We start from the raw sequence: 12442 nt of genomic DNA on the forward strand, positions 1-12442 counted from the left end.
CTGTATGTAACCTGTAATACTACTTTTAAGGTTTTCTGTTCCAATTGCGTATTATACCACCAAAAGAGAAGAAAATCATGTATTTGAATTTATATTAAAAAAACGCCCCATTTGAACAGGGCGTTTCTCGTATTGTATATTTTATCATCATTATTTAATTTCCAGGCTGAAATCCTACCCTTACTCGACGGTCTCCGAGGTGGTCATAGGCTAATGACATAATTTCAACTGTTTGCTCCCTGGAAAGCTCGTCTGCTTTTACGTAAATTTTAACATCCGATTCATCAGCAATAACTAAAGCATCTTCATATCCCTTTGACCGGAGAACTGTTTCTATCATTTCTTCCTTCTGGGCTAATGTTTCTAAAACGGAATATTGATCAAAAGCCTGGCTTTGAAGTTCCGGGTTTGATTCTGATGATGCAATAACATCCACAATTCCTTCCCTCATACGACCACGGGAATCTTGCCTTTGCAGGCGGATTTGAGTAAACATTTCATCAACACTTAACTGGGTCAAAGATCCATCTCCGAGAACATCTTCCACATCATCCAATTCAATAAATGTCACGTCCTCACTGTCAAACCAATCTTCTAACTCTTCTAAATCACCTTGCTGTTCTTCCGTTTCTTCCATCTCACCGTCAAGTGCATGCTGATTATCAATTCGATCCATTGAAATGTAATAAACTGAAAGCACAACAATTAAACTAAGCATTGTTAATAACCAAACTGTTTGTCTTTTAAGTACCATTTACGATTCCTCCTCTGTTTTCTTTGGCAGTACAGACACTCGATGCGAAGGTACATCCAAATACCTGCTCACCGCTTCCACAACCCATGATTTCACTTGTATATTATCTACACCCTTAGCGACAACAGAAACACCTCTGACATCTGGCTTTTCTGTTTTTATGATAAGAGGTTCTTCCTTGTCACCACTACGGATGATTACTACCTCTTCATCCTTTGTCCTATCTTCGACCTCCCTTGTCCCCCCTTCACGGTCCGTCTCATTTGTATATTGTTCCCTTATACTCTGATTACTCTTATATACTGTCTTTTCAGTTTCCGCCAAGTTAACAGCAACTTCAACATCAGAAACCCCTACCACGGTTTCTAGTAATCTTTTTAGTTGAGATTCATAGTAGGTTTCATAGTCTGACATACTGTTTAATTCTTTGGGCTGATTATCTGATTTAAATACTTCTTCGGAGGAAGCTTCATCATTCACCTCTTGTTGAACTGCTGGTACTGAAGAAGGACCATCTCCACCTGTAAATTGTGAACCGATTATCATGAACATAACACCAAGTAATAGTAGAATTGCCACGTATTTTATGTTCAATTTTTTAGTTGACCCTTTTAAATTAAATGCATGGAACAATTGATTATTCCCTTGTTTATTTTCACCCACTTCATGCCTCCCCTCCTTTCATCTCTACATGTAGTATTTCCTTTGGGATTGCCCAGTGTTCTGATAAAAACGAGGTGATTTCTTCATGGGATTCGCTATCCTTATCTTCGTTAGAAGCTTCCCTTTCAATTTTCACCGGCTCAATCGAAACGATGCCCACTTCATCTTCTTGTTTTTCTTCCCCTTCGGGATGTAACTTTACATAAACAGCCGAAAGGTATTCTAGAGGGTTTTCTAGCACTTGCTCAAAGTTATCCATTGATTCAAATGTAATTATCACGTCTGATAGCACCACCTCAAAACGTTCCATTAATTCAACAGAAGCTTGTTCCTTTAATTGGACAGCCACTTGTTCTGAAGTATATGCAAGATATTCCTGTTCTATATCCATTTTCTTTGATTCCATTGCAGCTGTTTCCTCTATTGATGTATCATCTGTCCAATTTGATATTTCCGCCAGCCATTCTTCTGGATCTTCCTGAAAGATAGACAAAAGGGGCTGAAGCATTACCATCAGTAACATCAAACCGACAACTAACTTAACATAACGCTGCATTTTCGAATTTGGTAAGAGAAGTTCTAAAATCGATGCAAATAAGATTAGTAAAATAATATTTGTGATCCAAGCGGTAATTACTCCCAAAGCAATCTCCCCCTTTCCATTTAATCTATCTCATCATTAAGGATAGATTTCCAGAGATGACTATTATTGTGATGGATAAGAAAAACATAAGTGACACCGCTGCTAGTGCCCCAAATATAAAAAGCATGGATTTCCCGATAATTGATAGGCACTGAACAATGGGACCCCCTCCAAGTGGCTGTAAAATTGCAGCTGTAAAACTGTAAATAATGGCAAGGGATAATACTTTTAATGCCGGAAAGACACAAACAAGAAGTAAAATGACCAGACCAACAACTCCCACTGTATTTTTCACCAAAAGGGATGCACCCATGACGGTATCCGCTGCATCTGTAAACATTCTTCCAACTACAGGGATAAAGTTCCCTGTTACAAATTTCGCAGTTTTAATTGCAATTCCATCAGCGACTGCAGCAGTTGCCCCTTGAACGGATAATACACCTAAGAACACTGTCAGAAAGATTCCTAAGCTGCCGACAGCAATGTTTCGGATAAAGGTAGCCAACTTGGTTACTTTATAATGATCGCTCATAGTACTAACTATAAACAGAAGGGTAGATAATAGAAGTAATGGTAGTACTACATACTGAACAAAAACACCACTAGTATGGACGAGAAACATGATTATAGGATGAAAAAGGGCAACTGACGTGACACTCCCTGTAGTAGCCATTAATACTAGTAATAGAGGAACAAGGGAAATCATAAAATTACTCATTATTTCAATCGTCTGCTGTGTAAACTGAATCGCTATATGAAAACTATTTAATGCAATAATCAGGAGTACCATATACGTGATGGCATAGGCGACTTTACTAATGGCATGTTTTTCAAACGCCTGCTGCAATTGGCCAAGAATCATACTAAACACAGCTAATAAGACGAGAGTTCCAAGTAATTTCCCATTTGCAAATATTTCATGAAACAGAAACTTTAAAAAACCACCGATCCATTCTCCAGGGGAAAATTGCTTGTCACCACGGACAAACTCCATAAAACTTCCCCTTTGGCTTTCGGGGAGGTAGCCACCATATTGATGTAAAACATCCTCCCAAAATTCACCAATCTCCTCTAGTCCAAGTCGTTCTATTTGATTATCAAAAAGCTCGTCCTGATTTGAAGTTACCCCCTCTTCTCCAAATACAGGCTGCGGCAGGAGGAAAAAGACTATTACTCCAATGAAAATGTACAACTTCTTCATTTTTTCTCCTCCCAATTAGCCTGGAATAAATCCAATAATCGTTTCAATAATGACAGATATGATTGGGATGGCCATCACCATGATAAGCACCTTGCCTGCCATTTCAATTTTTGAAGCCATGGCCCCTTGCCCTGCATCTTTCGCAATTTGTGCTCCAAATTCTGCGATGTAAGCTATTCCAATAATCTTCAATACAGTTTGAACATAAATAAGATTAATATTGGCTCTGCTCGCGAGGTCCTCGAGCATAGTGATGATTGTTGCGATTTTATCAATGAGAAAAATAAAGATAATGACACCAACAAAAACGGTTAGTAGAAAGGCAAACATTGGTTTGTGTTCCTTAACTACTAATGCCAAAAACGTTGCGATCATTCCTAAGCCTACGATTTGGATGATTTCAATAGGTCATCACCCCCTGATTAGCTTTGGAAAAGAAATACACTACGAATCTTTTGAAATAAATCATCCACGACTGTTGCTACCATATACAACACAACAACAAAGGCAATCAAAGTCACCCAATTCGCAATCTCTTCCTTACCCATTTGTTTTAAGACGGTATGGATCATTGCCACAACAATTCCAACACCTGCTATTTGAAATATTAATCCAACGTCATAATTCACAATTATTCCCCCTCGCACTTCTTCACAGCATAATGATTACGATCAATACTCCCCCGAGAAAACCAAGACTTTTATACATGGATTCGAATTTCTTCTGGGATTCCATCGCTTGTTTTTCCTCTTGATCAAAATAAGAGATCGCTAACCGAATCTGCTTCCGTTGATTTTCTAGATCCTGAAGTCCCAGCGTTTGTCCAAACTGATGCAATATATTAATCTCCGACATATATAGATCGGTACGTTTTTTCCAATTCTGTACAGCAGTATTCCATATATCAGGTGCAGAATTTTCCTCTGACTCCAACCTTGTGGCAACCTCTTTAAATAGGTTACCAACTGGAGTTGGAACTTGGTTACTTACTTTTTCGCAAGCATACGGTAATGGAGTCATTCCAAAAACCATTTCTGTCTCCAGTGATTCAAATGCAATTTTTAAATAACGAATTTGTTTCGTTCTCCTCGCCAACCTCCCTGAGAATTCCCAACCAAAAACCGTCGAAGCAATGATAATTAATATTGCACCTATAAGTTTCATACCTTCACGACCCCTGGATTTCGTCTTTTCCATTCAAGCCTACGGACAATCCCTTGACGGGTATGGGGATTAAGCTCAATCACCCTTTGGAAAAAACTTTGATCAATTAGACTTGCAATTGTGGGCCGTGCTTTCACATCTTCGAGACTCGAACCGTGAACTGATGCAAAAATCGTTACCCCGGCATGAACAGCTTCCATAATGGCCTCACCATCTTCTTTTCTGCCGATTTCATCCACTACCAGTACCTCAGGACTCATGGACCGTATCATCATCATTAAACCTTCCGCCTTCGGGCACGAATCTAAAATGTCTACTTTCACACCAAAATCATGTTGTGGAACACCTTTAACAGACCCAGCGATTTCCGAGCGTTCATCAATAATTCCAACATTTTTTGATGGCATATTCTCTGTTTTTACTCCTAAGCTCATTTCCCTTGCCAAATCCCTCAAAAGCGTTGTTTTCCCTGTCTTTGGTGGACCGATAATTAACGTATGACACCAATTCCCACCTTGGTGAAGTTGCTTTAAAAAAGGTTTTGATACACCTTTTTTTTGTTTAGCTACTCGAATATTAAAGGAACTAATATCTCTAATTCCTTTCACTTCCCCTTTTTCCATCACAACCCTTCCAGCTAATCCAACCCGATGACCACCTGTAATAGTGATATACCCCCGCTTTAGTTCTTCTTCTAATCGGTAAACGGAATGTTTACTGAGTAAGCTCATCATTAAGATGGATTCTTTTTCTGAGAAAACAAATGGTGCTGCCTCATTTGGCAGTACATATGTCCTTTTGTAAGTACGAACTTCAACAGGACGGTTCACCCTCAGGCGAATTTCCTCTACTTCATTTAAAATATCTTTTGGCAGTTTTAAAGTTAACGCCCGGACATTTTCTGGAAGTACATGAAGGATTTCTTTCATATATTTTCCTCCTCCCATTAAAGGACAGGTTGTGTCTATTCTGAATATATGAGGGCGTGTCCTTTTTATGACATGAGGACAACAAAAATATAAGAAGTCCTTTTTAAAGTCTGAGGGAGTGGAGGAAGGTCTCGTAAAAAACATAAAAAAGACCCTATACAATCGATAGGGTCTGGTAGAACTAATTTTCTTTTGTGATCAGTTTTTTGACAACATCTATTAGGCTATCTTTATCTTCCATCCACTCTTCAAATGTTAAGCGGTCTGTACAGAAAGAACTCACTTCTAAGTCACCTTCATAAATATTAATGCAGTATACATCAGAGGAATGGGTGTAATATTGCATTTCAATATCTTCGTATAGGGGGTGTCTTCTCTTTTTCTGTCGTAATGCATTTTCAGTCTGCTTAATATGTTGTTCAACAAGCAGAACCAATTCCTCTTCATCCCATTCTTCGAATTGTTTCACATCCGAACAAAATGAGCCAAACTCTTTTCCATCTTTCTCCACTTCGACACAAACAATATCTTCTGAATACGAAAAGCAGCGCGCAGAAACACCATTTGAAAAAACTACTGGACTTTGTTCCATTTTGAGCACCCCTCCTTTTCCTTTATTACATTACACAATACAATATAATGACTAACGAGAAAAGGGGTGTGTACAGAAAAAAGGCTATTTTCAAAGAAAATAGATCAAAAGTAACAGAAAATTCTAAAAAATTAGATTTTTTAACAATACAAGAAAAAATCACAGCCAAATTGGAGGGCACTTTCATACTTTAATGTGACCCCCAAATTGACTGTGACACCTTATTTTTTTATGCTCTAGACACGTAAGAAGCACTTCGAGTATCTACGATTAAAACATCGCCTTCATTAACAAAAAACGGTACTTGAATTGTTAAGCCTGTCTCTAACGTTGCTGGTTTTGTTCCACCAGATGCCGTATCTCCCTTAATACCAGGTTCTGTATCCGTTACTTTTAACTGAACATTAAGAGGTATTTCTACACCAAGTGTTTCCCCCTGATAAGTCATTACTTGAACTTCCATATTTTCTTTCAGATATCTTAATTGTTCTTTAATTTGAATCTCCGGCAATTCCAATTGCTCGTACGATTCATTATCCATAAATGTATGTACGTCAGCACTTGCGTAAAGATATTGCATCCGACGATTTTCAATGTGAGCCTTAGCAACCTTTTCCCCTGCCCGGAAGGTTTTCTCCTGGACATTTCCATTTCTCATATTTCGCAATTTACTACGTACAAATGCTGCTCCTTTTCCTGGTTTCACATGTTGAAACTCCATCACTTGATAAATATCTCCATCCACTTCAATCGTTAAACCAGTTTTAAAATCATTCACTGAAATCATTTCAATTTCCTCCTGTATATATAAATTAATCGTATCCCTTTAGAAATGGTATTAAGAATCTGCTAAAATTAATAATTCTTTAGTGGACGATGAAAGGATTTTGTTACCTTCCTCTGTAACAACAACATCGTCTTCGATTCTAGTACCACCAAGACCTGCTATATAAATTCCAGGTTCCACTGTAACCACCATACCTGGTTCTAAGACCGTATCTGATTTAAATGATAACCCCGGTCCTTCATGAACTTCCATGCCGAGTCCATGTCCTGTGGAATGTCCAAAGTAATCACCATAACCTTTTTCTTTAATATAGTCTCTTGTTAAGTCATCTGCTTCTTTGCCTGTTATCCCTGCTTTAATTCCTGCAACACCTTTTAACTGTGCTTCTAAAACAGTATTATATATATTTTTCAGTTCTTCACTTATTTCTCCCACAGCAACGGTTCTTGTAATATCGGAACAATATCCATTATAATAAGCACCGAAGTCAAGAGTAACCAACTCTCCCTTTTCAATAACTTTTTCACTTGCAACTCCGTGAGGTAATGCAGAACGAAATCCGGAAGCCACAATAATATCAAAAGAAGAGGAGACAGCACCTTTTTTTCGCATAAAAAACTCCAGTTCATTGGATACATCAATTTCTTTTACCCCTGGACGAATATAATTAAGAATGTGGGAAAACGCAGCATCTGCTATATCCACAGCCTCTTGAATGATTTGAAGTTCCTCTGTGTCTTTAATCATTCGCATCTTTTCCATTAAACCGCTAACTGGAACTAATTTAGCTTTAATAGCCTGAGAATATGTATCATACGTCCCATAGGTAACATGGTCTTTCTCAAATCCTAAATTTTTAATTCCTAATGTTTTTACCTGTTGAGCTATTTCATCGTGGATTGGTCCTGTATGTTGAACAATGTCAAATCCGCTTGCCTGTTCTTTCGCCTGTTCCACATATCGAAAATCGGTTATAAACTTTGCGCCAGTTTCGGAAACGAGGGCAACTCCTGCAGTCCCTGTAAATCCTGTCATGTAGCGTCGGTTATAACTGCTTGTAATTAATAAGCCATCAATTTCATAACCCGCGAGCTGTTCTCTTAATTTATCAAGTCGTTTCATCCGCTCTCCTCCTAATCCATCCATTACATTTACTAAAAAAAACAGAATGTTCCAAAGAACATTCTATCACACGTATTTAGCTTTGAATAGCTTCACCGTCCTGTGTATTACGTTCCTGGTACTCGTAGGAAATGGAGTAACCAATAAAAAGGCCATAAATAAGATATAGGCAGATATTTGTAATAATTGTGTTTAGATCCAATTGGGTTAACGGTTTTAGTTCCGGAAACATAGGATTAAATAAGCCGAAGATTAGTATCCACAAAACGAGTCCAAACAACATTCCAGGCCACGTTTTATTGATTTTAGCAAAAATAAGTCGGTATATAAAAGCTGCACCTATTGAAACTAAGGATATAAATACAATACCAATTAGTTGACCTAACCACCCATGTTTCCATTCCCCCAGTGCCCACGGCATTAAAGCAAGTGCTGGCCCTACTCGAGTAAAATTTAAATAAAATGCTAGATAGCCAACAAGGCTCCAGATTAAACCTCCAAATACCCCAATTAATGCGACGGTTGAATTAAATGTCATACTCTCTTCTGATTTTTGTTGTTCTTGTTTCACTTTACATCACCTCAAAAGGTAGTATGTCCAGAATCTACCGTACTATAAAGAAAAGAAAACTTAATAACTTTAAATATTTTGATATATAACTGTGTTAGATTACTAATAAATAGGGAATAATAAATGTATGAATATCAATTTACAAATAAGTGCTTTTGATGGAGGGAATATCTACTTTAATGTAGAATAGAATAAATAAACAAACAGATGCTTCAATGCAGTTACCTTTAAAGCTTTGTATCAGAGGCATATTCCATAAAAGATTTTCATTCCACTAGATAAAAAAACCACGTATTATAGAGGACAGAAGAAAAGCGCAAGCGCCTAGGCTCACGAGCGTAGGGCAGTGCAGGAATGATAACAGAAGTCCGCTCTTTGACTTCAGTTGTCACTTCCGAAGTGCTCCGCATCGAGTAGTCGGTGGAGCTAACCATTGCCATACAAATAAAAGGAACTGAAAAAGTTGTAAGATACTTTTTCAGTGGCCACTATTTATACATTTAATTACCAAAAAGTCGGTTTAAAAAATTATTGGTAGGAGGTGTTCGAAAATGCTTCGTCATTCATACCACCCCCTCGTACTTACAATTATAGGATTAGCTATACTTGGGATAGGGGTAAGTTTCATCTCTCGACCTGGGGCTTTTATAACCCAAATCTTAATTACAATTGGTATAGTAGCTGTCATGATAATTCTCTTTAAGCGATTTCTGATTCCATGGATTATGAGAAGACAAAGTGGGTTGCAGCAGAATGGTATGTATGCACAGAAATCGCATGCTGCCAACTCCAGCAAACGACCTGTACCTTTCCCCGGAAAGAAAAAAGATAAGAAAAAGAGAATTACTAGACCACTTGTGAAGCGACAATCTAATGTTAAACTTACTGTCATTGAGGGAAAAAAGAACAAAAAGAAGAACCGAGCTTTATTTTAATGCTTGGTTCTTTTGTTTACAAACATGGGTTTTAGGCTATAGGTAAATAAAGGAGTTGATCAAAGATGGAGGGGTATCAAGGAATCGTCGTATCTGCCATTCCTACTGCATGGCTTGTGTTTTTCTTCCTTATTTTTATTGGTGCAATTTATTGGAATTATGATAAACGAATAGGATTTCAGCTCCTTTATCTAACCCTTTTATCCATATCCTTGGCCCATGTGATCATCCTGTACTTCCCCTATCTTTATACAGTAGATGCTCTATTACCTGTAATCCATCCTCAAGTTCAAGTTACGATGACTTTCTTTGCTTTTTTTATCCCTTTGACCCGAAATCGTCTTCAAATTTTCTTTTGTCTAGTACCACCTGTGGCCATGAGCTTAAGTTTAGTGGTTTTTTGGGGAACACCTGTGTTTTCCATTGTTGGGAGTATATTCCTCGGAGGTTTTATTATCTATACCTTCTACCGGACATTAGATTGGATCGGTTCCATGCCTGAACCATACTTGATTACTTTTTCCATCATAATACCAGTATTTTTGGCAGCACTGATCTATCCTTCTGAAACGTATCTCATCTATCCTGGAATCTTATTAGGTACAGGAATTGGTGCAGCCTGGGAAGCTTTTAAAGTGAGGATGAGTGTCCCCGAAGAGCATTCTTATAAAAAAGTGATTGCACTATTAGTAGGAGGAACAGGTTTAATGTTATTTTATGGATTGGATCAACTAATTTATCCTTGGATTCCAATTCCTCATATGGCTAGTGGCTTATTCCTCGGTCTCTGGATTAGTTTTATTGTACCTTTACTCTTAACAGGTTTAAAACTCTATCAAAAGGAAGGAAGAAGTCGAGTGTTTGTATAACTCGACTTTTTTCCTTCCTTTAAAATAATTCTCCCTTTTCAAGCTTGTGAAGGTGTAATTACAGCGACGATAAGGGGAGAGGAAAGGTTGCATTCGTCAAGGAACTAAGAAGCTCCCCCTTCAAATTTTCGTAGAAATGAAGTGCTGAGTAGTTCACTAAGTTTTCCTAGTAAGTCCAGGTCCTTAAAAAAGTCTCTGTACTATTCTCCCCCACATCTATTAGCTCCTTTTTTTCATCTTCCCCAATGGAGAACTTTGTTGTTGAAACATGCTGGGCTGGAATAAAAACAATATTTTTCGCATCATGTTTTGATATATATCGTTGATCATGTGCTGTTCTCATTGTTTCCACCATGGACGTAAGCATTGTTAATGCGTTATTTATTTCCTTTGGTTCTAGTTTAGATTGTGTTGGTGCAAGGCGAAAACCTAATACAGGACGTTTCATTCTTTTATACCTGCTTGCAAATAACCAAATTGGAAAGTTGCTCAGTACTCCACCATCCACAATAATCGATTCTTTCCCAACTTTATTCTTCAGTTTCACAGGTTCGAAGAAAAAGGGTAAACTACAGCTCATCCTTATCGCCCTTGCGACAGAGAAGTTCTCAGGAATAATTCCATACTTAGGCAAATCGTCCGGAATAACTACCAAACTGCCATTTGTCAAATCAGAGGCAACCATCTTTAGAGAGTCAGGTGGTAAATCCCTAAAAGTATTGACTCCCTTTGCCTGAAGTCTTTTCTGGAGCCACTCTTCCAAAGCTTCTCCCTGATACAGCCCCATTTTACGGTATAATCTTAGCCAACGGTAAAATGGGTAAAAAAATTGAAATGTGTTTTTATCTAAGAGTGAGGGTAATTCTAATTCTTCAAATAATTGGGCTATTTCATAACTCTTATATCCAGCTTTTACTAATGAAGCAGTAATAGCCCCTGCACTTGTTCCCGCAATCCTGTCAAAGGTTATGTTCCGCCGATCTAAGGCCTGTATTGCACCAACGAATGCAAATGCTTTTATACCTCCACCTGCAAAAACTCCATCTACTTTAAGCATGATTTCCCCTCCTACAATATATCTTAGTGTTGTATATTGTCATTCATGCTTATGGTAATGATATTTCATGAATTTTACTTTGAATTCCACATCAGTTCCCCAATCCAGCCTGACAATTCCTTGCTCATTTGCACTCGTGTTCGGTTGACCTACCAAAGTTCCCCGCAGCCGTGCTGCCACTTTCTCTACTAGATAACGCTCCGTTGTTTATCCGTTCATCGGGCACAACGCCACGTCCTGTGGCATGCCCGATATTAGGACGTCCTATCCGTTCATCGGGCACAACGCCACGTCCTGTGGCATGCCCGATATTAGGACGTCCTGTCCGTTCATCGGGCACAACGCCACGTCCTGTGGCATGCCCGATATTAGGACGTCCTGTCCGTTGAAGAAACGACTTGCTTTACTTAATTGAATAAACTTTTTTTTCTAAGAAAAGCGTAAGCGCCTTTGGTCACGAGCGTAGGGCAGTGGAGGAATGACAACAGAAGTCCGCTTTATGACTTCAGTTGTCACTTCCGAAGTGCCCCGCAGCGAGTAGGCGCTGGAGCTAGACAACTTGCCCGAAGGTGCAAAAACTTATACTTTCCTTTTAAAAAAAACAACCTAATCTGTATGATTAGGATTGCTCTTCCAGTTGTTCGTTTTTCTTTTGTACTTCACGGAGTTCTTCCAATCGATTTGGAATTTCTTCAAAATATTGAACGAGATCGCCAATCCGGTCAATGGCATCCCAACTTAAATGATGCTCAATCCCTTCCACATCTACATAAATATTCTCGTCATTTACACCTATAATCTTCATAAACTCTTCAAGCAATTCGTGACGGTATACCAAACGCTTACCAATTTTTTTTCCTTTAGGTGTCAACACAAGTCCCCGATATTTTTCATACACAAGGTACTGGTTTTTATCTAACTTCTGTACCATCTTTGTAACAGAAGATGGATGAACTTCTAATGCTTCTGCTATATCTGAAACTCTCGCGTACCCTTTATCTTCAATTAATGAATAGATTCGTTCCAAATAATCCTCCATGCTTGGTGTAGGCATGTTATTCCCTCCAAAATTCCAACGGATTGCAAAAATGTTGCTTGTCTAGTGAAAATTATACTATAAATAAAGATACGTTACTACTAACATGGGAAATTTGT

At 38.3% G+C, this 12442-nt stretch carries 17 protein-coding genes; 2 read left to right on the forward strand and 15 right to left on the reverse strand.

Annotated features, from left to right (window positions below; translation table 11 throughout):
• Positions 1–154: 154 nt before the first annotated feature.
• The 12 genes from KS419_RS10680 to KS419_RS10735 form a co-directional block, all read right to left on the reverse strand.
• The gene (locus tag KS419_RS10680; protein WP_217066397.1) at positions 155–754 is read right to left on the reverse strand and encodes a SpoIIIAH-like family protein; all 600 of its coding nucleotides are present in this window, start codon (positions 752–754) and stop codon (positions 155–157) included.
• Entirely contained in the window at positions 755–1417 is a 663-nt protein-coding gene (spoIIIAG, locus tag KS419_RS10685; RefSeq protein WP_217066398.1) for a stage III sporulation protein AG, read from the reverse strand.
• 1 nt (position 1418) lies between these two features.
• A complete protein-coding gene (spoIIIAF, locus tag KS419_RS10690; RefSeq protein WP_217066399.1) occupies positions 1419–2060 on the reverse strand; it encodes a stage III sporulation protein AF in 642 nt (213 codons plus the stop codon).
• Between the two features lie 25 nt (positions 2061–2085).
• Positions 2086–3261 (reverse strand): stage III sporulation protein AE, encoded by a 1176-nt coding sequence (gene spoIIIAE, locus KS419_RS10695; RefSeq protein WP_217066400.1) that lies wholly within the window; start codon positions 3259–3261, stop codon positions 2086–2088.
• Positions 3262–3276: 15 nt separating this feature from the next.
• On the reverse strand, positions 3277–3666 hold the full coding sequence (spoIIIAD, locus tag KS419_RS10700; RefSeq protein WP_217066448.1) for a stage III sporulation protein AD: 390 nt from the start codon (positions 3664–3666) through the stop codon (positions 3277–3279).
• 17 nt (positions 3667–3683) lie between these two features.
• Positions 3684–3890 carry a stage III sporulation protein AC gene (spoIIIAC, locus tag KS419_RS10705; protein WP_088074884.1) on the reverse strand — a complete coding sequence of 69 codons (207 nt, stop codon included), beginning with the start codon at positions 3888–3890 and terminating at the stop codon, positions 3684–3686.
• Between the two features lie 22 nt (positions 3891–3912).
• On the reverse strand, positions 3913–4425 hold the full coding sequence (spoIIIAB, locus tag KS419_RS10710; RefSeq protein WP_217066401.1) for a stage III sporulation protein SpoIIIAB: 513 nt from the start codon (positions 4423–4425) through the stop codon (positions 3913–3915).
• Entirely contained in the window at positions 4422–5354 is a 933-nt protein-coding gene (spoIIIAA, locus tag KS419_RS10715) for a stage III sporulation protein AA (protein ID WP_217066402.1), read from the reverse strand. The genes spoIIIAB and spoIIIAA overlap by 4 nt, the downstream gene beginning before the upstream one ends.
• A 181-nt stretch (positions 5355–5535) precedes the next feature.
• On the reverse strand, positions 5536–5946 hold the full coding sequence (locus tag KS419_RS10720) for a hypothetical protein (protein WP_217066403.1): 411 nt from the start codon (positions 5944–5946) through the stop codon (positions 5536–5538).
• 229 nt (positions 5947–6175) lie between these two features.
• Positions 6176–6733: an elongation factor P gene (gene efp, locus KS419_RS10725; RefSeq protein WP_217066404.1), complete on the reverse strand. Its 558-nt coding sequence runs from the start codon at positions 6731–6733 to the stop codon at positions 6176–6178.
• Positions 6734–6784: 51 nt separating this feature from the next.
• Positions 6785–7855, reverse strand: a complete 1071-nt coding sequence (locus tag KS419_RS10730; protein WP_217066405.1) for a M24 family metallopeptidase — start codon at positions 7853–7855, stop codon at positions 6785–6787.
• A 76-nt stretch (positions 7856–7931) separates the two neighbouring features.
• Positions 7932–8426: a YqhR family membrane protein gene (locus tag KS419_RS10735; RefSeq protein WP_343215055.1), complete on the reverse strand. Its 495-nt coding sequence runs from the start codon at positions 8424–8426 to the stop codon at positions 7932–7934.
• A gap of 551 nt (positions 8427–8977) precedes the next feature.
• Between KS419_RS10735 and KS419_RS10740 the strand changes: the two genes are divergently transcribed.
• Positions 8978–9361, forward strand: a complete 384-nt coding sequence (locus tag KS419_RS10740; protein ID WP_217066406.1) for an SA1362 family protein — start codon at positions 8978–8980, stop codon at positions 9359–9361.
• A 65-nt stretch (positions 9362–9426) separates the two neighbouring features.
• Positions 9427–10230, forward strand: coding sequence for a hypothetical protein (locus KS419_RS10745; RefSeq protein WP_217066407.1), 804 nt, complete (start codon positions 9427–9429; stop codon positions 10228–10230).
• Positions 10231–10396: 166 nt separating this feature from the next.
• Here KS419_RS10745 and KS419_RS10750 read toward each other — a convergent pair whose 3' ends face one another.
• From KS419_RS10750 to mntR, 3 genes are all read right to left on the reverse strand, one after another.
• Positions 10397–11287: a patatin-like phospholipase family protein gene (locus tag KS419_RS10750; RefSeq protein ID WP_217066408.1), complete on the reverse strand. Its 891-nt coding sequence runs from the start codon at positions 11285–11287 to the stop codon at positions 10397–10399.
• Positions 11288–11411: 124 nt separating this feature from the next.
• Positions 11412–11627, reverse strand: a complete 216-nt coding sequence (locus KS419_RS10755; protein WP_217066409.1) for a hypothetical protein — start codon at positions 11625–11627, stop codon at positions 11412–11414.
• 279 nt (positions 11628–11906) lie between these two features.
• Positions 11907–12341: a transcriptional regulator MntR gene (mntR, locus tag KS419_RS10760; RefSeq protein ID WP_217066410.1), complete on the reverse strand. Its 435-nt coding sequence runs from the start codon at positions 12339–12341 to the stop codon at positions 11907–11909.
• Positions 12342–12442: the final 101 nt, after the last annotated feature.

The sequence above is a fragment of the Evansella tamaricis genome, from assembly GCF_019042215.1.
Taxonomy (GTDB): Bacteria; Bacillota; Bacilli; order Bacillales; family Salisediminibacteriaceae; genus Evansella; species Evansella tamaricis.